The organism is Paenibacillus caseinilyticus, from assembly GCF_027533645.1.
GTDB classification, from domain to species: Bacteria; Bacillota; Bacilli; order Paenibacillales; family NBRC-103111; genus Paenibacillus_G; species Paenibacillus_G caseinilyticus.
Genome location: NZ_JAQAGY010000001.1, coordinates 128,284 through 153,340, shown reverse-complemented (window position 1 = coordinate 153,340; position 25,057 = coordinate 128,284). Strand labels below are relative to the sequence as shown.

Genomic DNA, 25,057 nt, shown 5'->3' with positions numbered 1-25,057 from the left:
GAGGAAGAGAAAACGTAAGAGAATCGCACGGCAGATTGTCCTGGACGCCGAAATTCGCTTTTTGGCTATTAGAAACACTACATATTGTATTGTATAATCGTATTCTCAACCAGATATTGTACATTCCGATGATCTTACATACAGGAGGTTGTTGTTGTGAAGACCATACAGCAGACCAAATTAGAAGGCTTGAGCGAGAAAATTTTCCTTGATCGATATGCGATGAAAGACGCCGATACCTCGAATACCAAGGTGGGCGACACGGTACTCGTGCTGACGAAGGACGATCCTAAGTTTCCTGCGAAGGAAGTAGGCGAGGTCATCGAACGACAGGGAAATACGGTTCAGGTCCGCACACGCAGCGGGGACGTTGTCGAATCCCAGGTCGAGAAGCTGACGCTGACCCGCGAGAAATCCCCTCAGGAGATGTGGGACCGTTTGGCTGCTGCGATGGCTTCCGTGGAAGCAACGCCCGAGAAACAGAGCGAATGGACGGAGAAATTCCGTTATGTGCTTGATGATTGGAAGCTTGTGCCAGGCGGCCGGATTGCGGCTGGGGCGGGTGCGAGCGACGAATTGACCTTGTTCAACTGTTACGTCATCCCCTCCCCTCACGATAGCCGGGGCGGCATTATGGCGACGCTCTCCGAGATGACCGAGATTATGGCCCGGGGCGGCGGCGTAGGCATCAATCTGTCCTCGCTTCGTCCGCGGCGCTCGGTGGTGCGCGGGGTGAACGGTTCGTCCTCCGGCGCGGTCTCGTGGGGCGGGCTCTTCAGCTATGCCACCGGGCTGATCGAACAGGGCGGCAGCCGGCGGGGCGCACTCATGCTCATGATCAACGACTGGCATCCGGATGTGGTCGATTTCATTACAGTCAAGCAGACCATGGGCCAGATCACCAACGCGAACTTGTCCGTATGCGTGAGCAACGGTTTCATGCAGGCGGTGAAGGAAGATCTGGACTGGGAGCTGGTCTACCCGGACACGACGGATCCGGAGTATGACGACGTATGGGACGGCGATCTCGACAAGTGGAAGAAAGCCGGCCGCAGTGTCATCCCGTACCGTACGGTGAAAGCAAGAGACGTATGGCATACGATCATCGAATCCGCTTGGAAATCCGCCGAGCCGGGTGTCGTGTTCTTGGAATATTACAACCAGATGTCGAACTCTTGGTACTTCAATCCGATCATCTGCACGAATCCGTGCGGTGAGCAGGGGCTCCCGGCATGGGGCGTCTGCAACCTGTCGGCGATCAATCTCTCGAAGTTCTACGATGAGGAGAAGCATGACGTCGCCTGGGACGAACTCGCGAAGACCGTGCAGTACTCGACGCGCTTCCTCGATAACGTCATCGACAAGACGCCGTACCACTTCGAAGAGAACCGGATCAACCAGCAGGGCGAGCGGCGCGTAGGCCTTGGTTCGATGGGGCTGGCCGAGCTGATGATCAAGCTGGAGATCCGCTACGGCAGCCCGGAATCGCTGGAGTTCCTCGATAAGCTGTACGGCTTCATGGCGAAGGAAGCTTATCTGGCTTCTGCCGACATCGCCGAAGAGAAGGGCTCCTTCCAGCATTTCGATGCCGAGCCGTTCCTGCAGAGCGGGTTCATGAAGAACATGGTGGCTACGTATCCGGAAGTCGGGGCGGCCATCCAGAAGAAGGGCATGCGCAACGTCACGGTTATCACCCAGGCGCCGACAGGCTCCACGGGCACGATGGTCGGCACGTCGACCGGCATCGAGCCTTACTTCGCCTTCGAATACTACCGCCAGAGCCGCCTCGGCTTCGACAAGCAGTACGTACCGATCGCCCAGGAGTGGAAGGACGCACATCCGAACGAGGATCTGCCGGCCCACTTCGTGACCGCGATGGATCTCTCGGCGGAAGACCACATCCGCGCGCAGGCGGCGATCCAGAAGTGGGTGGACAGCTCGATCTCCAAGACGGCGAACTGCCCGGCCGACTTCACGGTCGAAGAGACGAAGCGGCTCTACGAGCTCGCCTTCGATCTCGGCTGCAAAGGCGTGACGATCTACCGCGACGGCTCCCGCGACGTGCAGGTGCTCTCGACGGAGAAGAAGGAAGATAAGGCCGAAGCGGTCAGTACGCCTGCTGCGGACACGGCAGCTGCTGAAGCGGCTCCGGCTGCTGCGCCGATAGCATCGAACGCTTCGCTGACCAGCCTCTCCCAGACGCTCGCGGTGAATATCGATGCGAAGACCGAGAAGGTCTTCGACAAGGAATACAAACGCCGTCCGCAGGTGCTGCGCGGCGCGACATACAAGTTCAATACGCCGTTCGGCATGGCGTATATCACGATCAACGACATGAACGGCTCCCCGAGCGAGATCTTCCTCAACGTGGGCAAAGCCGGCTCCGACGTATTCGCGATGTCCGAAGCGCTCGGCCGCGTCTGCTCCCTGTTCCTGCGCTACGGCGACCACGGGAACAAGGTCGATCTGCTCGTGAAGCACCTCAAGGGCATCGGCGGCTCCGGTGCGATCGGGTTCGGCGCCAACCGTGTCGAGTCTATTGCCGATGCGGTTGCGAAGGCACTCGAATCCCACGGCGAGTTCACGGACAGCGCCGATGAGCTTGTTACGGCGACGCAGGAGATCGACATGATCCAGGAGACGCCGGCGCAGTATGCGGTGACCCGCAACGCGGCCACGTCGCTCGACCTGTGTCCTTCGTGCGGCTCGGCTTCGCTGATCAACAGCGAAGGGTGCAAGAATTGTTCCAACTGCGGCTACAGCCGCTGCAGTTAAGTTTTAGATGAGAGGCCTTCGGGCCTCTTTTTTTTTTTGCAGATTTTATAACACAAAAATACATTAATATGTATAAATATGAATAAATATACATTGCGGTTGGCAGAGGTGTTTACTGCCGTACCACAGTGTTTTTCTTTGTAAACCAAGTTTATTTGAAAATTGATATCTCTTGCAGGTTATACAAACGCAATATATGGATGATAGAAAACAAAAGTGAATTATTGACAGTTCAGTTCTCCTAATGATATTTGTAATGTACCAGGGATGCCGATTATCGCTTATTCTTCATCTGCTTCCCTTTTTGAAAACGTATAGGGGGTATAGTGATATCATGAAGAGACAGGGGGTCGGAGCGAAATGCGGATGAACGGGTATTACCGTATGATTTATCCCATACCCATTTCTTTCGTAGTCATCTCTTCCGTAATACGAATAAAGCGATTACTATTCAACAGTCTTCAGAAGGAGGCCAGGATATGTTTAAGGTTTTATTGGTGGATGATGAAGTATTTGTCCGAAAAGGACTTCAAAAGCTGATCCGCTGGGAGCAGTTCAAGTTTACATTGGTGGGCGAAGCCAAAAACGGCGGGGATGCGTTGGCCATGATCAACACCCTCGAGCCAGATCTGATCATTACCGACATTATGATGCCGGTATTGGACGGACTGGGGCTAATCCGCAGCGTAAAAGAAGAGGAGAGAGTAGACCCTGAATTCATTATTATCAGTGGTTATAATGATTTTAAGTATGCTCAACAAGCCATACGTTTCGGGGTTCAGGATTATATTCTGAAGCCCATTGATGTTAATGAATTGGCAGTTACGCTAAAGAAGCTGGCGGAAAAGATTCGCATGAAACGAATGACAACGCTTACGGGGAGGAGCTTTTCGGTCGCTTCTACTCTCGAAGCGTTACTGAAGGAGAATCTTCAAGACGAAGATGCGGAGTGGTATGCCGAGGTATTGGGCATGGAAGGAATCTCCGCTTACCTGTATGTATTTGCAGAGGTCCATGCTGCGCCAGGGCTGCCGCAGGTTGGTCTAAAAATGTTCGAGGATATGTTGTGTTCCTGCGGGAAAGCCGGAATCAGAATCCCAGTACTTGAACAGCGACCCGGCTTATTCGGAATGCTGCTAAGCACCGATCTGCTTCATTGTTGGGGGAGAGATCTTTCGCAGGCGCTGGAGGCGATCCGGGTTGAGATTTCAACGCTTTCGCACCGTGATGTAACCCTCTTTGCTGGCGACACGGTGAAGTGCATCACTCATATCAAACAGTCCTATCTCAGCGCCAATGAGGCACTCAAACACAAGTTTGCAGAATGTCATAACGAAGTGATTCTATACGACCAGGTGAAGGACAAGCCTCATTATTCCTTCGCTCTTGACCCAAGCATCTGCGATCCCTTACTGATAGAGTTAGAGGAAAACAATAAGGCAGCTTGTAAGGCAATGATTGAAAGCTTGTTTCAGACTTTTCATGAACGGCGATTTACGCCGCCAGCCGTTGTCAGCACGCTCTCCCGTTTCAGCAACCGAGTGATGGGGGTCATGAAGCAAATGAAAGGTAACGATGAAGAACAGCGGCGGTTGCTAGAAACGATGGAAGAGGAATATCACACCTGGAGTCTCCAGCAGTTGAAAGAGCACTTTACGCACATGGTCTCCGACGCTGCCGAGAATATTGCAGAGCTGCGCAGGGAGCGCATGAAAGGGGATATCGAGAAAATTAAGAAATATATTGACTCCCACTATATGGACAATATAAACCTCAAATCCATTGCCGCTCACTTCTATATGAATTCCGTCTATCTGGGACAGCTCTTCCGGAAGACCTACGGTGTCTATTTTAACGATTACCTTTTGGAGCTGCGGGTAAAGGAAGCCAAAGTATTACTCCGTCAAACCGACCTGCGAATGTATGAAATTGCGGCAAGAGTAGGCATCCAGAATGCAAACTATTTCGTAACCCAGTTTGAGAAATTGGAAAAGTGTTCGCCCATGGAATATCGGAACAAACTGGTAAAAAAAGAATAGACGGGGGCGGTTTTACGTGAGAACCATTCATCTCAATCATATGAAACTACGCGACAAACTGCTCCTCATGTATGTGCTGTCTGTCTTCATTCCCATTGTGATGACAAATGTCGTCTTCTATCATGTGACTACAACGAATATTCATAACCAGAAGATCCGTGATGCCAATCGGGCTTTAGAAAATATTAGAGAGTCCTTTAAAGTCATCGTTGACCAAGCCGCTGGACTATCCTATTCGTTTTATGCCGACCGCATTTTTAACGAATATATTGCACGCCGCTATAATGGGGCATCTGACTATGTGGATGCTTATAATTCTTATTTGAAAGGGCAATTCTCCAATTCCGACAGGATTATTCAAAGTGCCTATAAAGTATACACCGATAATCCCACCATTCTGTCTGGCTACATTGAGCCGTTGACCGACGAGATCAAGAGCTCCGGCTGGTATTCCGAGTTCAAGTCATTCTCCGCACCCTACCCTACTCTCATAAGCTCAGATCAATCCTTCAGCCTGATTCAGAGACTTGACAACTACACGACCGATTTTAATCAAATACTCAAGGTTGATCTAAACATGAAATACATCAGCCAATCATTCGGCAGCAACAGCTTTGATGGTAAGGTGTATCTCGTAGATCCCCAGGGAAGAGTACAGTACAGCAATGATTCAGATGTCAACTGGGCCTTACAGACCGTAATGCTTCAAGATATTCCACTGCCATCAAAGTCTAAAGAATTCCAAACCACTTACACAGGGATCAATTATCTGGAAGGCTGGACGTTACATGGGGTTATGAATCAAGAAATGGTTTTAAATGAAGTAAGAAAGTCGGGGTCCTTCGTTATTTTGCTTGCGTGCATTAATTTCGTGGTACCTTCCCTTATTATTGCTGCCATCTCCCGGTCTCTGCATCTCCGTCTTGTGCGGATACTCAAGCATATGAAGAAGGTTAAGAACCAAAACTTTCAGACCATCCCCCACGAGAATGGCCGCGACGAAATCGGTCAGCTTACAAATGAGTTCAACCGGATGACCGAGCGCATCGACAGTTTGATCACCGACGTTTATCTTACGGATATCCAGAAGAAAGATCTGGAGCTAAAGCAGCAGCGTGCCCAGCTCCATGCCCTGCATAGTCAGATTAATCCCCACTTTCTGTTTAATGCCCTGGAATCCATACGGATGCGAAGCGTGATCAAGGGCGAAGAGGAAACGGCGGATATTATACATAATATGGCCAAAATGTTCCGTAAATCCATCTCTTGGACCCGGGATTGGATCACGGTAGGCGAGGAACTGGAGGTCATTCGATGCTTCCTCGAAATTCAAAAGTACCGGTTTGATGAAGAGTTGGAATACGATGTTCAGGTGGATGAAAATGCATTGCATTTCATGATTCCGAAAATGATTTTCCTTCCATTTGTTGAAAATTCGAGCATTCATGGGATTGAATCGGTGCCGGAGAAGGGGATCATTCGTGTCCGGATCGGCGTTCAGTCAAACAAACTCAAGTTCACGCTTGAAGATAATGGAATCGGCATGTCCCCTTTACAATTGGAAGAAATCCGCGAGTACCTCGCTCAAGACGATGTGATGGGAGAACGAGTCGGAATGAAAAATACTTTTCACCGCCTAAAGCTAATCTATCAAGATCGGTTTATTTTCCATATCCATAGCGTGGAAAGGGAAGGGACACATATTGAGATCGTGCTGCCTCTACCCACAGATCAATGATAAGGTAGTCGCTTTTCAATATACTTTTCATACTACGAACTAAAGTTTGTTGTCTAATCAGCAAAGTTTATTCTTGTTATAATGAAAGCGTGTACAGATTATGGGAAAAACGAGAGGGGAAATGGATCAGATGTACAGAAGTAAAGTATGGACTGCTGGGTTGGCGGCCGTACTGGCAGCTGCAACAATGGCAGGATGCAGTGGCAGTAAGGACCATGCGGCACCGGAGTCAGGGGAAGCATCTGGAACTGAGGGAGCAGATCACACAACACCTGTTACGTTCTCTTATTTTCTCTTTGCGCAAGGGAAGAAAGATGTCATGGCTAGTGAAACAACGATCGGTAAGGAGCTGCAGAAGCAAACGGGTGTGGATTTTAAGTTGCAATACCTAGTAGGCGACAGCGCCACCAAAGCGGGGGTCATGATTGCAAGCGGAGACTATCCAGATGTGATTAGCTCCAGTGGCGAGATGGCGAAATTAATGGATGCGGGAGTTTACATTCCGCTGGATGAGCTGATTGAGAAGTACGGCCCCAATATCAAACGCGTTTATGAACCTTATTTTGATAAGATGAAGGCTAAGGATGGGAAAATCTATACGCTGCCTTTCACAGCTAACCAAGGGTATATTGCGGAACCTGATATCGGCAGCGGTGCTTTCTGGATTCAGCGTTCTGTACTGAAAGAATTCGGGTACCCCCAAATTACGACCCTTGATGAGTACTTTGAATTACTCAAAAAGTACAAGGAAAAATATCCGAAGGTGGATGGAAAGGAGACGATAGGATTTACGATATCCGCCGGTGTAACTAACAATTTCTTCACCTTGCAAAACCCAGCAATGCACTTGGCCGGCTATCCAAATGACGGCGGTGTCATAGTGGATATGAAAACGCATGAAGCAAAGATCGTAGCCGGAACCGAATATCAAAAGCGATGGATTAAGAAGCTGAATGAAATGAATGCAGCGGGGTTGTTTGATCCTGAGTCTTTCACCATGAATAAGGATCAATATCTGGCCAAACTGGCTTCAGGTCGGGTTCTCGGCTACTTTAACTACGCATGGCAGGTTGGAGATGCTGCCAAGAATTTGAAGAAAGCTGGTATTGATGAAAAGCGCTATGCGCCATTGCCGATCGTATTCGACAAGGGAATCAAAGATCAGTACATTGACCCGCCGGGATTTGTAAACAACTACGGTGCGGGGATTACTGTGAATGCCAAAGACCCGGTTCGCATCATTAAGTACTTCGACAACATGCTGAAAGAAGAGAATCAGATTCTGCTTTCCTGGGGAATTAAGGATCAAACCTACAGTGTGGACGAAAAGGGTCGTTTCTACTATAAGGATGACCAGAGCAAATACCATGAAGATCCTGAATTGTCCCGCCAATTTGGATTCACTCATTTCGGATACGACTGGCCACGCTACGGCGGTAACTCTGTTTTAAAGGACGGTAACGCTTTTACACCGTCATTCCAGCCGGAAGTAGCAACGAAATTATATACCGATGGAGACAAGAAGATCCTTGAAGCATATGGTGCAAAGACCTTCAGTGATTACTTCAACAAGCCGGATGAACGCAAGTGGTTCCCCGCATGGTCCATTAATATCCCTCAAGGCTCGCCGGAACAAATCTTCACAACCAAATCTGATGATCTGCAGAAGAAATATTTGTCCAAGCTGATTCTGGAATCTCAGGATAAATTCGAAACAACGTGGAAGGAATATATTACGGAGTTGAACAAACTGGACAAGAAGGTATATGAGGATACCATCACCAAGGCCGTACAAGACCGGGTAGCTGGCAAGTGGTAAGCAGGAGTTGAATCGTGATACCTTTCGACTCTGAACGCTTTGCTACCGGAAAGGAGAAACACCAAGTGGAGAACCATAAGGAATCCACAATCTCAGCAGCCATTGCGGGATTAGGGAATAGAAATAAAGCACCTCTCTTTTTTAAGCGTGTTCACCAACAGAGAGCCCTTGTCTTGATGTCCATTCCTTTTGTAATCTGGGCTTTTATTTTTAAGTATGTCCCCCTTTGGGGATGGACGATGGCTTTCCAGAAATATAGGCCGGCCAAGGCCCTTTTAGAGCAAGAGTGGGTCGGCTGGACTAACTTTCATTTTCTCTTTCAGGACAATACGTTCTACCGGGTACTAAGAAACACCTTGGTCATGAGCTCCATCAAGCTGTTGTTAGGGTTTGTAACTGCAATTACACTTGCTATTCTGCTAAACGAATTGAAGAACATCTTTTTCAAACGGGTTGTCCAGACCGTAAGCTATCTCCCTCACTTTATTTCATGGGTTGTGGCGGCAAGTATTGTAATGACGGTATTGTCGCCGGAAGGGATAATCAACTTACTGCTGACGCATCTGAATCTGATAGATCAACCGGTGCTTTGGCTGGCGAAAGGGGAATATTTCTGGGGGATCCTCGGAGTCTCCGAAGTATGGAAGGATGTAGGTTGGAATACGATCGTCTACTTGGCAGCCATTACTTCCATTGATCCAGCTCAATATGAGGCGGCTGAAATGGATGGTGCGAACCGGTTCCAACGAATCCGCCATATTACGCTGCCGGGAATGAAGTCGGTTATCATTATCTTGTTGATTATGAGTCTGGGAAATATATTGGAATCGGGATTTGAACCCCAATACTTGCTGGGCAATGGCATGAATGTAGACTATTCGGAGAATCTTGACATTTTTGTGTTGAAGTATGGTATGGCGATGAGCAACTTTTCCCTCGGAACGGCTGCCGGCATATTCAAAACCCTGGTCAGTTTCATTTTCCTCTTCTCCGCCAACTCTATCGCTAAGAAAATGGGTGAAAACAGGTTGTTCTAAAGGAGGGTATCCGTCATGGAATATGGGAAAACGTCCCGGCTGCGCAGCTCCGGCTTGGGCGATCGTTTGTTTGATACTTGCAACGTCATCTCCATGGTATGTTTAATGATCGTTACCTTATATCCCTTCGTCAATATGATTGCCGTTTCGTTAAATGATGCCAATGATGCCATCAAGGGCGGTATCTACCTCTGGCCACGAATGTGGACGCTGGAGAATTACAAATATATTTTTGGGGAATCGAGCATTTACCATTCCACTTTCATCTCAGCGCTACGGACGGTTATCGGAACTGTAAGTTCCGTATTGTGCACGGCAATGCTGGCTTATACGATCAGCCGCCAGGATTATGTATTTCGAAAGTTCGTAACCATGTTTTTCATATTTACCATGTATTTTAGCGGGGGGTTGATTCCCACCTATTTGTTAATTAAAAATCTCAGTCTGCTCAATTCGTTCTGGGTATATATCATTCCAGGGATCATCGGCGTGTTCAACATGATCGTAATCCGTTCCTTCATCGAGGGTCTGCCCGATGGAATCCTTGAATCGGCCCGTATCGATGGGGCAGGCGAGTTCACCACCTTCTGGCGGGTTGTCTTACCACTGACGACTCCGGCACTGGCAACCGTGTCTTTATTTGTGGCCGTAGGACAGTGGAACTCTTGGTTTGATGTGTTCCTGTACAACTCATCCAATCTGAATCTGAGCACACTGCAGTATGAGCTGATGAAGATCCTCCAAACCTCCAATACGACAGCAGGTTCGCAATCGGCCGCCGATGTTTTCGCCCAAAGCGGGAACGTCAACACGGTAACGCCAACCTCTATCCGTGCCACGATGACAATCATTGCAACCGTTCCTATTCTGCTCATCTATCCCTTCCTGCAGAAATACTTCGTACAAGGGATGACCGTCGGCGGTGTAAAGGGGTGACCTCTTGAAGTTGCTACACTGAAAGCGTATGCAATAATGGGCTGCTCTTTAAGAGAGGGGGAAAGCAGAGTTTGTTAAGCAGCCCCAAATAATATTTTTAAGGAGACGATATCATGATTTCACGTGTAAAAAAATCCATTCATGTATTATTGGCATCCGTAATTGCGCTGCCGCTGATGGTGACCGCACCGGCAGCTGCCGAAGTTTCAGCAGCACATGATGTCATGGTTAATTTATCGGCAGAAAAACAAACGATACGCGGTTTTGGAGGTATGAACCACTCCGTTTGGATTGGAGATTTGACACCAGACCAAAGAGAAACCGCCTTTGGCAATGGAGAAAACCAGTTGGGTTTCTCTGTTTTAAGAATTCCGATCCATGAAAATAAAGATAACTGGATAAAAGAAGTGGAAACGGCAAAAAAGGCGATAGAACATGGAGCCATCGTGTTTGCTTCACCATGGAATCCCCCGAGTGAAATGGTCGAGACCTTCACTCGCGATTCGAGTACAGGCAGTGGCACCATTTATGAAGCAGAGACGGGTACTACGTTGACCAACTCGGTAATAGAAAGCACCCATACGGGCTATAGTGGTAGCGGTTATGTTAACTTTCAGGCTTCTTCGGGTGCAGCTGTTCAGTGGAATAACATCGTTATTGGGAGTGAAGGAACGAAAAACTTTAAGATTAGGTACGCACTTGAGTCAGGGATCAGCAAGGTGGATGTTTATGTTAACGGTACGAAAATGATCAGTGATGTAACCTTCGAAAGTACCGGCAGCTGGGCTGTCTGGGGGGATAAGTCGATCCAGATTCCTATGAGCGTTGGGAACAATAATACATTAAAACTGGTACCGACCGGTACAGATGGACCGAATATAGATCAAATCCATGTTACCCCATATATTGTAGATTCAACAGCAAAACGCCTTAAACACGATATGTACGATGAGTATGCACAGTACTTAAACGAATTCGATTCATTTATGAAAAGTAACGGTGTCAATCTGTATGCGATTTCCGTTCAAAACGAGCCTGATTATGCACATGAGTGGACGTGGTGGTCTCCGGAAGAAATACTTCGTTTTATGAAAGAAAATGCCCCATCCATCAATAACAGGGTCATAGCACCGGAGTCCTTTTCGTATGTTAAATCCATGTCGGACCCTATTCTGAAAGACCCAGAAGCATTGGCAAATATGGATATTCTTGGCGCACATACGTATGGCACGAAATTTAGCGATTTCCCTTACCCATTATTCGAAGAAAAAGGAGCGGGAAAAGAACTCTGGATGACGGAAGTATACTATCCGAACAGCGAGATGACTTCGGGAGACCGCTGGCCTGAAGCATTGGGGGTTGCGGAGCATATGTACAACGCCATGGTAGAAGGCAATTTTCAGACCTATGTATGGTGGTACATCCGCAGAGGTTATGGCCCCATGAAAGAGGACGGTACGATAAGCAAGCGCGGCTACATGATGGCGCATTATTCCAAATTTATCCGTCCCGGCTACGTGAGGGTTGATGCAACTAAGAATCCCAATCCAGAGGTTTACACATCTGCCTATAAAGGTGACAATAAAGTGGTTATGGTTGCAATTAATAAAGGGACTACAGCAGTAAGTCAAAACTTTGTCCTGCAAAATGGGACTACAAAGAAGGTATCTGCATGGGTAACGGACAGCAGCAGAAATCTTGCACCCGGATCGTCCATCACAGTGTCGGGCGGTTCCTTTACAGCAGATCTGCCTGCCCAAAGCATTACAACTTTTGTAGGTGAATATGATCAAACGGAGCCGACGCCACCCTATTGGCCATCATCCACTCCCCTGACTGTAAGCTCGTTGACATACGATAGTGCAAAGCTCTCCTGGCAGTCGGCAGTTGATGATGAGGGAGTTTCTGCTTACGACATCTACAGAGACGGCCAAAAAATCAATACGGTAAGTGCAGATGTCAATGCATACGTGATCCAGAACCTGACCCCCGAGACAACGTACGAGTTTGAAATCAAAGCAGTGGACCTAAGCGGGAACGTAAGCACCGACAATCCCAAAATATCCGTTACGACGCTGCCCATACAGCTCCCTGATCAGGCGAAGGGCGTGCCGGGAGCACCGGTGCTATCGAGTAATTCCGGCTATGACACGGGACTGCGGGGGAGCAGCTATACGCTCACAATGAATATGTGGTATGGCAACAACGGCAGTACTTATAAGCTCTACGAGAATGGTGTATTGATCGACTCGCAGACGCTAATCGATCGTTCCCCTTCGGCGCAGACTGCAAAGACGGACATTAGCGGGAAAGTGAACGGCACGTATGTATATACCTGCGAGTTAATTAATTCGTACGGTACAACATCATGTTCACCGATGACTGTTAAGGTTACAAACGCGGCATCGGGGGCAATTGTATTATCGAATGATAACTGGGATGGCAATGGAGACTACAAAGTCACAATGAATATGTGGTGGGGAACGAACGCAGGGGTGTACAAGCTGTATGAGAATGGTGTGCTTATTGATACGCAGACATTACCAGTGAACACGCCCAATGCGCAGACAGCCGTGACGAGTATTACTGGTCGTACCACAGGGACTTACGAATACCGGGCAGAGCTACAGAACGATGCAGGTTTGACAGAAAGCAAGATCATGCAGGTGACAGTACAGTAACGTAAGAATATTAGAAATAGGGTAGTACAACACGTCTACTATACTCAAGGGGTCTATTTCAAAAGCAGCGAACAGCCTGGCTTTTGGGATAGGCCCTTTTCGGACGTTGAAGTAGGGCACAGCCCCATCCGCTAACGCTATCGGTCTCCACGCCTTGGACCTTACCTACACAATGAAGACGAGCCCAACCCGGGAGAAGGCCTGGATTCTGCTCGCGTTAAAAAATTTAATGATTAACAAAAAAAGCTCATGTATATCCTTTCTCGCTTACATTAAACTGATTGAAAGTATACATAAATCAGTTATTCGTTGCAGAAAGGAAGCAGCCAAATTGAGAAACTGGTTGGTCGTATGGCTCACAATGGTATTAGTGGTATTATTAGCAATCTCTAGAATGGCACCGAAAGAATCCAATCGGTGGACAGCTGTCTCTCACAAAGCAGCGAATGATAAAATGACCATTGCTGTGATCCCTAAAACGCCGGAGCAAACCGCATTCCGTGATACGAGGAGCGGCGCAGAAGAGGCTGCCAAAGAATTAGGTGTGGAAGTCCTTTGGAAAGAAACGATGAAACCGGACACCTACGGACAGGTTGAAGTCATGGAGGAGATGATTGGAAAAAGGGTGGATGGAATTTTGATTAGTGTGATCGATCCGAATGCGTTGAAGGGTGTCATTAATAAAGCGGTAGAGGCGGGGATCAAGGTCGCGACGTTTGATTCCGATGCTCCGGACTCCAAACGATTATTTTATACCGGCACAGAAAATTATAGGCTGGGCAGACAGGTTGGTGAAGCATTAGCCAAATTGGCTGCAGGCAGAGAAGAGCTGCAGATGGCGATTCTTACCGGAATTCCGGGTACATTTCAAACAGAGCAGCGGATCAAAGGATTTAAAGACGGTGCCGCAGGCGCAAGGATCAAGTATTTGCCTGTCCAGGCCTGTGATGAAGATCTCCATAAAGCGGTGACGATACTGGAACAGTATACGCGAGCTAATCCGGATCTCGATGCTTGGTTTGTAGCTGGGCCTTGGCCCTTCCTTACTCCGACTGAAACTATGCCGATTCTCAAGGAATTTACAGGGAGAGGTGGGATTGTTTTGTCCGCAGAGTCCTACCATTCAACATTCAGATATGTAAAGGAGGGCGTTGTGCAGGTAGAGGTGGGGCAGGATTTTATGTTAATGGGTGAGCTAGGGTTAAAGCATCTTGTGAAAGCCATTCACGGCGAAAAGGTTGAATCCTTCATTGACACCGGTACCATCTACGTAGATAAATATAATGTAGATGCTCGAATGTAGAAGGACACTTGGTTTTCCGAGGGGGCATAAATGATGAGGAGTTTCCATAGTTTTCTTATTCTTTTGGTATTTCTGCCTTTGTTCAGTTGTGAAAGCGTTTCAAAAAAAGAGGGGGCACTCGAAACCTTCTCTAATTTGGGAGGGGATTCAATTGAGAAAGCTGGGTATCGGTCAATGCCAAATGAAATGATTATCACCATGGTACCGAAGTCGCTGGACAATCCTGTTTTCTTGGAAGCTAAGGAGGAGGCTGAACGGACGGTCCGACAGTATGGCGCGAAGCTGGAGTGGCTTAGTCCCATGGACACTCAGGCAGAAGAACAGGAGAGGATCATGGAAAGCTTAATCAGACGCAGGGTAGATGGGATCATTGTCAGCTGCATCGATGCGCAACGACTCACTCCTTTTATTGACAAAGCAGTAGAAACGGGAATCAAGGTGGCCACCTTCGACTCAGACTGCCCAAGCAGCAAGAGGCTCTTTTATGTGGGGACCGATAATTATGATATCGGTTGGGCGAGCGGTCTGCAAATGTTAAAAATTATAAAAGAAAAAGGGCGGCTTCATGAGCCGTTGAAAGCGCTTCTGATGACTGGGAGCAAACAAAGCCTGAACCTGAACGAGCGGCTAAAAGGCTTTCAAGATGCGCTAGCAGAAGCAGTAGACGTAGAATATCGGGCAGTGCTTGAATGTAACGACGATCTCACCTTGGCTGGCGAGCTTTTGGAGGCCTATATGCGCTCCGAAAAGGGCATTGATCTCTTTTTTAGTGCAGGGGGCTGGCCGCTCATCTCTCCTGTAGATTCGCTGCCCAACTACCAGAAGTGGCGGGAAGAAGGAGGATTGGCTGTTGCGGTAGACACCTTTTATCCAATAATCATGGCTGCCCAAAAAGGAATGGCGGACAGCTTGGTCGGTCAGGATTTTGCGATGATGGGGCGCTGGAGTGTGGAGCACATGATCGAAGCGATTCAGGCCAAACCGTTACACCAAAGCAAGTTCTACACGGATTTGGAATATGCGGACCGCAGCAACTTTGATAAGCTCTTGCAAACAAAAGAGCCGTGGGAGATTAAGTAACCTTATGAGAAACCTAGTCGCTTCCAGCATCAAGGTCAAGTTGATCATATGCTTTCTGACGTTAAGTATTTTTCCTATTATCATACTGGGATATATTTCGTATCAATACTATATCAGTAACCTTAAGGAGAATACGATACTGTACTCCAATGAAGTAATCGGTCGTGTCGACAAAAATATGGAGACCTATGTCAGTGATATCGTCAACGTGTTGAATATGCGCAATGACTACTATCTGCTTCAGTATCTGAAGCTTATGGAAGCCGGTAATATCGAGAAAAATCGAAAGTATACGGTTCGGATGTGGGAGCAGTTCAATCAATTTAAAACCATGAAGACAGATCTGGAGGATATTCGGGTTATTTTGGAGGACGGGCATACGATTGGATCTAGGGGGATCTACTGGGATAAGCCCCCCGTAGGCCTCTTTCAGGAATTGACTCGTAAACAGACGGATGAAGCGGTTATCATTCCGCCGCATCCCAATCTTTTGAATGAGAATGTGTTTTCGATATGTAAACAAATTCATTATTCCTCGTTAAGCATATCGAGCGCAATATGTATCGATGTCAATACGGCGTTTCTTCAACGTATTGTGAAAGACATCGAACTGGGAAAGCGCGGGTATGTATATCTGACGGATAAGCAGGGCCGAGTTATCTATCATGAAGAGAATGCGGATGACCCCCAGAATCCCAAGGCGGTAATCTACAATGAGCGGATTATACAAACGGAGAACGGCAGTTTTACACACACGATAGAGAAACAAGATTACATCGTTACGTTTAAAACTTCCAACATCACGGGCTGGAGGATTATAGGAGTATCGCTAGAGTCCGAACTTGTGAAAGGAGTATATCGAATCAGAGGGATCACGCTCGCCGCGGCAACGCTTTGCAGCTTGGCGGTTGTACTGGTGGCCGTTTATCTGACCAACGTGATGACGAAGCCGATTCAGGAACTGCAGCTCTTGGCTTCTACAGCTGCCGACAGGAATTTTACAGAATACGCTACGGTCAAAGGCAGGGATGAAATCGGACTGCTGGCTGTCAGTTTTAACCGGATGATCACGCGAATCCGCGAATTAATGGACCAAATTATACTTGATCAGGATCGAATGCGGAAGATGGAAATCAAAGCGATGCAGGAACTGATTAAGCCTCACTTTGTATACAACACGCTGGACTCGATTATTGGCTTGTTGGAACAGAACCGCACGGAGGAAGCTTTGGACATGATTGAGGCTTTAGGGAAGCTCTTTCGTACCAGCCTGAGTCATGGCAAGGAGATCATAACGATTCATGAAGAAGTGGAGCATGTACGTACGTATATGAATATCCAGCAATTTCGTTTTTTTAATAAATTTGACTGTATATTCGTCATCGATCCTACGATTTCGCTATTTTTGACCGTGAAGCTAATTCTCCAACCGCTTGTAGAAAACAGCATCTACCATGGGGTGAGAGGAATGGATCGCGGGAGGATCATCGTAAAGGGAGAGATGCAGGACGAACTAATCCAGCTGGAAGTGATAGATAATGGTGCAGGGATTGATGAATATAAGATCAAGCATATCAACAGTGTGCTTTCCGGCACGGAGACCATTGAGGATGAATCGGATTATTTTGGAATCCGAAATGTGAATGACCGAATTAAGCTCACGTTCGGACAAGAATACGGGCTGTATTTGGAACAGGCGCTGGGTGGCGGAACGAGAGCCGTTGTACTCATTCCAGCAACACATAGCAGATAACGAGGTGAGATGATGCTGAGGGTTCTGATCGCCGAGGACGAAGATATGATTCGGGCGAAAATCAAGAACAATATTGATTGGAAGGCCAATGGTTTTGGAGAGATTTACGAGGCTCAGGATGGGAAGGAAGCTTGGGATTTATATATAAAGTATCGTCCGGAGATCGTCATAACCGATATACAAATGCCAGAAATGAACGGGATTGAACTAACGAAACACATTAAGGAGCTTTCCCCGGAATGCCGGGTGATTATCATCTCAGGACATGCCGAATTCGAGTATGCCATTGAATCGATTCGACTCAATGTAAGCGATTATGTATTAAAACCTTTTCAATCCCGCAACCTGCTGTCTAAGGTCCTAAAGGCGAAACAAGAAATGGAGACCTCACAAAATGAACTTCAAGAGCGCGAAGAGATGCGCAGGCAGCTGCTGGAAAATAAAAAAATACTAAGGGAGAAATTCTTGAGAGATTTATTGAGTCATTGCGTAGTGAATGAACCGGATAAACAAATTTCATTCTTAGGCCTATACGGCCTGCAATCCCGTCCCTATCATGTGATCGCCCTGCAAATCGATACCAATCTGGATGGCGTGCCGGACGAGGATCTGTATATTACGAATCTAATGCTGTGTCAATGGCTGGAGCGTGTTACTGAAGAAGTCGATTCAGATTATCTCGTGATCAATTACAAGCTGGACCAATTGGTTGTGGCCGGGTACGAGAATATCGATGTCCTTGCTTCCATGCTGGAGGAATGGATTGAGAGAGCTTGGAGCGAGAAAGGCTGCCGCCTCACAGCAGGCATTGGCAGCATGTGTACATCTCTGCAAGAAATGTACAGTTCTTACCATGAGGCTTGCAATGCTGCTGCGTTGAGCAAAATCCATGGCAAAGGAATCGTCTATACGTTCTCCGATCTCAACAAGGAGAGGGAAACATACAGCAAACAATTGCAGATGCTGGTAGAACATAAACTCTATGAGCATATGAAATATGGATTGTTCAAAGATATCAGAAACGACGTAGACGAAATTTTGTCTGAAATCAAGAAAGCCCGGTTAAACCCGGAAGCCAGCAGCAGCGTGATCCATCACATGCTGCTCCTGGCCTATAAGGCGGTGCACGATTTAGGTTACAGCATGGAAAATATGATGGATCAGACCGAGCTTTACCGTGTTAACGTAAGCGAATACGAAGATTTCGAAGCTCTGAGAGGGCACATTCTTGATCATTTTAAACAGATTAATGAGCATATCCACCGGAAGCACCATGATCGCAATGCCGCTCTCGTATTAACCTTAAAACAGTACATCGATGAACATTATCATGAGCATATTACGTTAACTTCGCTTGCAAAGGAATTCAAGATTAGCTCGAGTTACTTGAGTTTATTGTTCCGCGAACAAACGTCCCAAAACTACATTGATTATTTAACGAAGGTCCGAATCGATAAGGCGAAGGAGATGCTGCGAACGAGCGATTTAAGAAATTACGAAATCGCAGAGAGGATTGGCTATCGGGACGCACATTATTTCAGCGTAGCCTTCAAAAAAGCTGTCGGCATAAACCCTACGGATTACAGGACCTATTTGGCTCAAGAGTAGAAGGGTGAGCGCTCTTGAAGCTGCTACCCGGCCCCCGGCCTGTAGGAATGATGTCACACATGGAAAAATCATTTATGAAAGCGGTTCATAATTCATAAAAAATCAAAAGGTAAAAAAATATATCACATCGAGATTTGGCTAGGATCACGATAAAATCATATTTGTAAGGAGCGCATCATTATTGAAAGCGCATTCCATTGAATCATATTTTGGATCACAAAGGGGAGCGAAGAATGAAAAGATGGCGTAAAGTAACGGGTTTGAGTATGAGCGGACTGCTGCTGGCTGCATTAGTGACAGGCTGCAGCGTTGTATCAACTGACAGCCAGGAAACCAAGAGCCCAGGAACAACTGCGGAGAAGAAAGATGATGGGAAGCTTGTCATCGGGATGTCCATGGACACCTTGAAGGAAGAGCGCTGGCAGAAGGACAGGGATCTATTCACGGCAAAAGTCAAGGAACTGGGCGGCGAAGTAAAAGTTCTGGCAGCTAACGGTGATGATTCTACGCAGCTCAGTCAAGCGGAGCAGCTGATCTCTCAGGGAGTCGACGTGCTGGTGATTATTCCGCATAATGCCGAAGCTACAGCGCCGATCGTCGAGAAAGCACATAAAGAGGGAATTAAAGTCATTTCGTATGACCGGCTTATCAAGAATTCCGATGTCGATTACTACGTCTCCTTTGATAATGTCAGGGTGGGTGAAATGCAGGCAAAAGCCATTACGGAGAAAGTGTCCAAAGGTAACTTTGTGTACATCGGTGGTGCGGATACGGATAACAATGCTCATATGTTCAAACAAGGTGCAATGAATATCTTAAAGCCTCTGCAGGATAAAGGTGATATCAAGATTGTATATGACCAATTCTCAAAGGATTGGAAACCTGAAGAGGCGCTGAAAAATATGGAGAATGCGCTGACGGCGAACAATAACAACATCCAAGCCGTTGTGGCAGCCAACGACGGTACGGCAGGCGGTGCGATCCAGGCGCTGAGCGCTCAGGGTATGGCGGGCAAAATTCCTGTATCAGGCCAGGATGCCGACTTGGCAGCTGTACAACGTATTGCGGAAGGAAAACAGACCATGACGGTTTACAAGCCGATTAAGGCCATAGCGGCTAAAGCGGCAGAGATGGCCGTAGCGCTCGCCAAGAACGGCAAAGTCGATGGTCAAGCAAGTAAGGTGAACAACGGAAAGATCGATGTTCCATCGGTTCTTCTCGATCCGATTGCCGTAGACAAAACCAACTTGACAGATACGGTCATCAAGGACGGATACCACAAGTTGGAGGAAGTCTATAAGAATGTACCGAAGGATCAGTGGCCGAAGCAGTAAAGGCTCAGGCGGGAGGGGAGCGGATTCTAGCGAGCGCTCTACCTCCCACCGAGGGGAATTCAAAGGATAGGAGCTGGGGGAATGTATGCATTAGAGATGGTGAACATAACCAAGGAATTTCCCGGTGTCAAGGCGCTGAATAACGTGAATTTCAAGGTGCGTCAAGGAGAAATCCATGCCCTCTGCGGTGAGAATGGTGCAGGGAAATCCACACTGATGAAGGTACTGAGCGGTATGTATCCATCTGAGACCTATATAGGAGAGATTCGGATTAATGGAGAGACCAAACGGTTTCAGGGCATTACGGATGCAGAGCAAGCAGGAATCTCCATCATTCATCAAGAGCTCGCACTGGTTAAGGATATGACCATCGGGGAAAATATTTTTCTGGGACGGGAGCCGACAAAGCGGGGGATGGTCCAATGGGACCAGCTGTATCATGAAGCCTCCGTCTGGCTCAAGCGGGTAGGGCTGAATGTGAGCCCTGACACGTATATCGGGTCGCTCGGCATCGGCCAGCAGCAGCTTGTCGAAATCGCGAAAGCGCTGTCCAAGCATACCCGCATTCTGATTCTGGATGAGCCTACAGCCGCGTTAACCGAAAGCGAAGTCGAAATCCTGATGGGGATTCTGCACCAGCTTCGGGATAACGGTGTGTCCTGCATCTATATTTCACACAAAATGCCCGAGGTGTTTCGAATTACCGATAGCATTACGATTCTGCGCGACGGACAGACGATTGCGACACTGAATACGGCACAAACCAATGATGATCAGGTGATCTCCTTGATGGTCGGACGTGAATTGACGGACCGCTATCCAAGAGTGAAGCATAGCCCGCAAGAAGTGGTTTTAGAAGTGAGTGGCTATTCGGTATGGCATAAGGAAAACAAAAATCAGAAAATCATCAAAAATGTTGATTTTGCTCTACGCAAGGGCGAAATCCTTGGCATTGCAGGCCTGATGGGCGCGGGGCGGACGGAGCTTGTCACATCACTTTTCGGAGCATACGAAGGAAGATCCGAGGGTGAGGTCCGGATCGACGGACAGCCAGTCCGTATTCGTTCGGTAGCGGAGGGTATCAAAGCTGGCATAGGGCTTGTATCTGAGGACCGCAAGCGGCAGGGACTTGTTTTATCCATGGATGTTAAGACCAACACGACACTCGCCACCATGAAGCGCGTCTCCCGGTTCGGAATCGTCAATGACAATGAAGAGATCAAGTGGGGACAGAAGTATGTGCAGGAGTTGAAAACCAAGACCGCAACGCTTGAAACTCCAGTCGGCACTTTATCAGGCGGTAACCAGCAGAAGGTCGTTATCGCCAAATGGCTCATGTCGAACCCTAAGATCCTCATTATGGACGAGCCTACGCGCGGTATTGATGTAGGGGCCAAATATGAGATCTATAATCTGATGAACCGCCTGGTTGATCAAGGTGTCGCCATTATCATGATTTCTTCTGAGCTGCCAGAAATTCTTGGGATGAGTGATCGGATCCTGGTTATGTGCGAAGGCCAGTTTGTCAAGGAGATGGACTACCGGGAAGCAACACAGGAGAGTATCATTCTAGCCGCTACTGGAGGGAAATAATTATGAATACAGTTACGCAGCAGGACTTGAACCCGGCAGAGACCGGAGGGCCCAACTCGATGTGGAGAACGTTATTCAAATTCGATGTTCGCGCCTACACTATGGTGGGAGCATTGATCTTGATCTGGATCCTGTTCGGCGTCATGAATGATACGTTCCTTACCCCGCGCAATCTGTCCAATCTCTTCACTCAAATGTCGGTAACATCCATTCTTGCGATCGGTATGGTTCTAGTGATCGTTGCAGGACATATCGATTTGTCCGTAGGCTCTATTGTTGGTTTAACAGGCGGCATCGCTGCAATTCTCAGCAACTGGATGGGGCAGCCTACAATTGTGGTCATTCTTGGAACACTGGCAATAGGATTGGTACTCGGGTTGCTCCAGGGGTGGCTGGTCGCTTATCAAGCCGTACCGGCATTCATCGTGACGCTTGGCGGCATGCTGGTCTTCCGGGGCGTGTTAATGGGGGTTACGGAATCGATGACGGTTCCTATCTCGGATCCCGTCTTCGCGTTGATGGGCAATGCCTATTTTGCAAGAGGGTTCGGATGGCTTCTGGCTGTCGTAACGATTGCTTGTTTTGTGTGGACTGCCATGACGAAGCGAAGATCCAGATTGAAGTATGGCTTCCGGGTAGAGCCGTTCCCTGTGATGCTCTTCAAACTGGCCGGCTTCAGCCTGCTTGTCATCGCATTTGTTCTGATCGTGAACAGTTACAAGGGGATCCCGTTTCCCATTATTTTTGTTCTTGCCCTGGCGGTACTCTTTTCTCTGATCTCATCGAAGACGACATTCGGGCGGCATATTTATGCGATCGGCGGAAATAGGGAAGCGGCTCGTATGTCGGGAATTAACATCAAACTCAAGACTATGATGGTCTTTGTATTCAGCGGCCTTCTGGCCTCGATTGCTTCGATCGTACTGACCTCCCGGTTGTCATCCGCTACGATCTCGGCAGGGAATATGGCGGAGATGGATGCCATTGCCGCTTGCGTGATCGGGGGCACCTCGTTGATGGGCGGCTCCGGTAAGGTCAGTGGCGCGATTCTCGGCGCCCTGGTGATGACCTCACTGGACAATGGGATGTCATTAATGGGATTAGAATCCTTTTGGCAGTACCTGGTAAAGGGAAGTATCTTGGTTTTCGCCGTATGGCTTGATATCTCCAATCGCAGCAAAAACAGCGCGAAGTAAGACCATTTATGAATCTCGCGGGGCTACCGTATGGTGATGGAGGTAAGATTTGATGAGAAAAACGAGTGTTTTTCTTGCAGTGTTTATGGCATCCGCAATACTACCACAGGGACTTATGAATACCGGGCAGAGCTACAGAACGATGCAGGTTTGACTGAAAGCAAGACAATGAAGGTGACTGTACAGTAACGTAAGAATACTGGAAATAGGGTAGTACAACTCGTCTACTATACTCAAGGGGTCTATTTCAAAAGCAGCGAACAGCCTAGCTTTTGGGATGGGCCCTTGTACATATTTGCGCGACTAGCAAAGCTGGGCTCAACTAGCCGGATGAAAGTACGGTCGAGGTACCATGTTCAAGTCACCTTCAACATGTAAGCGCGGCGATCGAATTACATGAGTGTAAGGTAGATGTAAGGCAAATCGATAGCTTAAACCAGCCTGGCTGGGATAAGATGGGGACAAACGAAAATAGGAATTTGTGAAAAGGAGGATAGAGATGAGGCTGTTTGAACTGTTGCTTTTATTGTCAAACATCGGCTTGCTTGCATTAACCGTCCTGCTAAAAAAAGGACGGCGTAGAATTCCAGTATTCGCTGCAAGCGGGCTCGCCACACTTTTACTGGTTATTCATTGGACGGTGGAAGGATACAGAGTTCAGCTATTTCCCCTCTATTGCATAACGATCATTGTTTTAGCCATTTCAGGTTATAGCCATTTTAAAAAAAACGGGCCCCCCAAAATCCCACGGTTCATGTTGGGTGCAGCTTATACCGCTATAGCGATCATGCTGGTCGGAACAGCGGGTCTCATGTATGCTTTCCCCGTATTTAAACTACCTGAACCGACAGGCGAGTGTAAGGTAGGAACGCAAACTCTCCATTTGGTGGATACAAATAGGGAAGAGATATTCGACGATGCCAGAGACGGGAAGAGAGAGTTGATGGTTCAGGTATGGTATCCGGCTCAAACTGGCACCGGCAAGTACGCCCCCTTGATTCCCGATACCCCGATTTTACATTATATGGCCGCGGACTATGGCCTTCCCGGTTTTACTTTTCAACATCTGAAGTACGTATCCAGTCATGCTTATTCGGGGGCCGAAGTCTCTTCGGCACAGACTTCATACCCGCTGATCCTTGCGAATCCGGGCAACGGCTCTTCCCGGTTCCTCCACACGTCGCAAGCCGAAAATCTCGCGAGTCACGGATATATCGTGGCCGTGATCGACCACACCTACAATACATTTGCAACCGAGTTTCCGGACGGGCGAATCACGACGAGCACAACCAACGACTTATTCTCGCCCGGCGATGATTACCGGACGAGCAGAGAAAATCGCGACAAGCTCGGAAAAGTTCTCACCGGCGACGTGGCGTTTGTCCTGGATCAATTCGAGCTCATCCAATCGGGGCAGATTCCAAGTCACCTCCAAGGGAGGATGGATCTCGGTCATGTCGGGGCATTCGGTCATTCCATCGGCGGAGCGGCGGCCTATGACGCTTCTTACGATCCGCGGATCGCGGTTGGCATAGACCTGGATGGAGGGCTTTATCGACTGCGTGACAGAGAGGGTCTGCGAAAGCCGTTTTTGTTCATCAATTCGGAAAGCTATTTCGAAAAATTAAAAAGGGTGATGGATAACCGGGTCTACACGGATGCAGAGCTTAAGCGTATGGGCTCAACAAGAGAGTGGGAGGATCAAGTAACGGAAGATAAAAAGTTGGAGCTTGAGCGGATGCGCGAAACGGTCGACGAAGGGGGACAATTCCTCTATATCGAGAATACCGAGCATTTGAATTATACCGACATTCAGTTCATTTCTCCGATTTTCAAAATGCTGGGCATTACAGGAAAGATGGCGCCCGAAAGAGCGAGCTCCGTTATCAATGCCTATATGCTGGATTTCTTCGATATGCATCTGAAAAATCAAGGCGGAAACTTAATGAAAGGACCGGATAGCCGATTTCCGGAGGTGAAGTTCGTAACCTCGCTATTATAAATTACGGAACAGGCTGCCGATTGTGATGGCTCCCCTTCAAGTAGACAGGTTTAGGAATTAAACCGCTGCTGGAAGGGGAGTTTTCCTTTGTCTAAAGAAGAACGAATACACACATCATGTTCCCAACCGCACCGACCCTAAAATCCAGTAACCCTCACCTGAA

15 protein-coding genes and 3 pseudogenes are annotated in these 25,057 nt (G+C 47.9%); all 18 read left to right on the top strand.

Annotated features, from left to right (window positions below; translation table 11 throughout):
* Positions 1–156: 156 nt before the first annotated feature.
* The 18 genes and pseudogenes from O9H32_RS00605 (at position 157) to O9H32_RS00525 (ending at position 24,894) form a co-directional block, all read left to right on the top strand.
* Positions 157–2,775, top strand: a complete 2,619-nt coding sequence (locus O9H32_RS00605; protein ID WP_269863769.1) for an adenosylcobalamin-dependent ribonucleoside-diphosphate reductase — start codon at positions 157–159, stop codon at positions 2,773–2,775.
* Between the two features lie 479 nt (positions 2,776–3,254).
* A complete protein-coding gene (locus O9H32_RS00600) occupies positions 3,255–4,814 on the top strand; it encodes a response regulator transcription factor (RefSeq protein ID WP_269863768.1) in 1,560 nt (519 codons plus the stop codon).
* A 16-nt stretch (positions 4,815–4,830) separates the two neighbouring features.
* On the top strand, positions 4,831–6,552 hold the full coding sequence (locus O9H32_RS00595; protein WP_269863767.1) for a cache domain-containing sensor histidine kinase: 1,722 nt from the start codon (positions 4,831–4,833) through the stop codon (positions 6,550–6,552).
* A gap of 130 nt (positions 6,553–6,682) precedes the next feature.
* Positions 6,683–8,371, top strand: a complete 1,689-nt coding sequence (locus O9H32_RS00590) for an ABC transporter substrate-binding protein (RefSeq protein WP_269863766.1) — start codon at positions 6,683–6,685, stop codon at positions 8,369–8,371.
* Between the two features lie 101 nt (positions 8,372–8,472).
* Positions 8,473–9,408 carry an ABC transporter permease gene (locus O9H32_RS00585; RefSeq protein WP_406627243.1) on the top strand — a complete coding sequence of 312 codons (936 nt, stop codon included), beginning with the start codon at positions 8,473–8,475 and terminating at the stop codon, positions 9,406–9,408.
* Positions 9,409–9,423: 15 nt separating this feature from the next.
* Positions 9,424–10,344, top strand: coding sequence for a carbohydrate ABC transporter permease (locus O9H32_RS00580; RefSeq protein ID WP_269863765.1), 921 nt, complete (start codon positions 9,424–9,426; stop codon positions 10,342–10,344).
* A 113-nt stretch (positions 10,345–10,457) separates the two neighbouring features.
* Positions 10,458–10,862, top strand: a pseudogene (locus tag O9H32_RS32750) (carbohydrate-binding protein); the annotation flags it as partial.
* Between the two features lie 6 nt (positions 10,863–10,868).
* A pseudogene (locus O9H32_RS00575) lies at positions 10,869–11,231 on the top strand (carbohydrate-binding protein); the annotation flags it as partial.
* Between the two features lie 24 nt (positions 11,232–11,255).
* A pseudogene (locus O9H32_RS00570) lies at positions 11,256–12,122 on the top strand (glycoside hydrolase family 30 beta sandwich domain-containing protein); the annotation flags it as partial.
* On the top strand, positions 12,108–13,025 hold the full coding sequence (locus tag O9H32_RS00565) for a chitinase N-terminal domain-containing protein (RefSeq protein ID WP_269864300.1): 918 nt from the start codon (positions 12,108–12,110) through the stop codon (positions 13,023–13,025). The pseudogene O9H32_RS00570 and the gene O9H32_RS00565, both read left to right, overlap by 15 nt.
* Positions 13,026–13,254: 229 nt before the next feature.
* Positions 13,255–14,328 (top strand): substrate-binding domain-containing protein, encoded by a 1,074-nt coding sequence (locus O9H32_RS00560; protein ID WP_269863764.1) that lies wholly within the window; start codon positions 13,255–13,257, stop codon positions 14,326–14,328.
* 30 nt (positions 14,329–14,358) lie between these two features.
* The gene (locus O9H32_RS00555; protein ID WP_269863763.1) at positions 14,359–15,408 is read left to right on the top strand and encodes a substrate-binding domain-containing protein; all 1,050 of its coding nucleotides are present in this window, start codon (positions 14,359–14,361) and stop codon (positions 15,406–15,408) included.
* The gene (locus O9H32_RS00550) at positions 15,347–17,161 is read left to right on the top strand and encodes a cache domain-containing sensor histidine kinase (protein WP_319946914.1); all 1,815 of its coding nucleotides are present in this window, start codon (positions 15,347–15,349) and stop codon (positions 17,159–17,161) included. The genes O9H32_RS00555 and O9H32_RS00550 overlap by 62 nt, the downstream gene beginning before the upstream one ends.
* A gap of 12 nt (positions 17,162–17,173) precedes the next feature.
* Positions 17,174–18,769 (top strand): response regulator, encoded by a 1,596-nt coding sequence (locus O9H32_RS00545; RefSeq protein WP_269863761.1) that lies wholly within the window; start codon positions 17,174–17,176, stop codon positions 18,767–18,769.
* Positions 18,770–19,035: 266 nt separating this feature from the next.
* Positions 19,036–20,103 (top strand): D-xylose ABC transporter substrate-binding protein, encoded by a 1,068-nt coding sequence (xylF, locus tag O9H32_RS00540; protein WP_406627235.1) that lies wholly within the window; start codon positions 19,036–19,038, stop codon positions 20,101–20,103.
* 81 nt (positions 20,104–20,184) lie between these two features.
* Entirely contained in the window at positions 20,185–21,696 is a 1,512-nt protein-coding gene (locus O9H32_RS00535) for a xylose ABC transporter ATP-binding protein (protein ID WP_269863759.1), read from the top strand.
* Positions 21,697–21,755: 59 nt separating this feature from the next.
* Positions 21,756–22,892, top strand: coding sequence for a sugar ABC transporter permease (locus O9H32_RS00530; RefSeq protein ID WP_269864299.1), 1,137 nt, complete (start codon positions 21,756–21,758; stop codon positions 22,890–22,892).
* A gap of 499 nt (positions 22,893–23,391) precedes the next feature.
* Positions 23,392–24,894 carry an alpha/beta hydrolase family protein gene (locus O9H32_RS00525; protein ID WP_269863758.1) on the top strand — a complete coding sequence of 501 codons (1,503 nt, stop codon included), beginning with the start codon at positions 23,392–23,394 and terminating at the stop codon, positions 24,892–24,894.
* Positions 24,895–25,057: the final 163 nt, after the last annotated feature.

Excerpts from the sequence above, each read along its gene's own strand:
- O9H32_RS00600 (WP_269863768.1), top strand. The coding sequence starts at position 3,255 with ATGTTTAAGGTTTTATTGGTGGATGATGAAGTATTTGTCCGAAAAGGA.
- xylF (WP_406627235.1), top strand. The coding sequence starts at position 19,036 with ATGAGCGGACTGCTGCTGGCTGCATTAGTGACAGGCTGCAGCGTTGTA.
- O9H32_RS00535 (WP_269863759.1), top strand. The coding sequence starts at position 20,185 with ATGTATGCATTAGAGATGGTGAACATAACCAAGGAATTTCCCGGTGTC.
- O9H32_RS00525 (WP_269863758.1), top strand. The coding sequence starts at position 23,392 with ATGAGGCTGTTTGAACTGTTGCTTTTATTGTCAAACATCGGCTTGCTT.
- O9H32_RS00555 (WP_269863763.1), top strand. The coding sequence starts at position 14,359 with ATGATGAGGAGTTTCCATAGTTTTCTTATTCTTTTGGTATTTCTGCCT.
- O9H32_RS00560 (WP_269863764.1), top strand. The coding sequence starts at position 13,255 with ATGATTAACAAAAAAAGCTCATGTATATCCTTTCTCGCTTACATTAAA.
- O9H32_RS00550 (WP_319946914.1), top strand. The coding sequence starts at position 15,347 with ATGCGGACCGCAGCAACTTTGATAAGCTCTTGCAAACAAAAGAGCCGT.
- O9H32_RS00530 (WP_269864299.1), top strand. The coding sequence starts at position 21,756 with ATGTGGAGAACGTTATTCAAATTCGATGTTCGCGCCTACACTATGGTG.
- O9H32_RS00580 (WP_269863765.1), top strand. The coding sequence starts at position 9,424 with ATGGAATATGGGAAAACGTCCCGGCTGCGCAGCTCCGGCTTGGGCGAT.
- O9H32_RS00545 (WP_269863761.1), top strand. The coding sequence starts at position 17,174 with ATGCTGAGGGTTCTGATCGCCGAGGACGAAGATATGATTCGGGCGAAA.
- O9H32_RS00590 (WP_269863766.1), top strand. The coding sequence starts at position 6,683 with ATGTACAGAAGTAAAGTATGGACTGCTGGGTTGGCGGCCGTACTGGCA.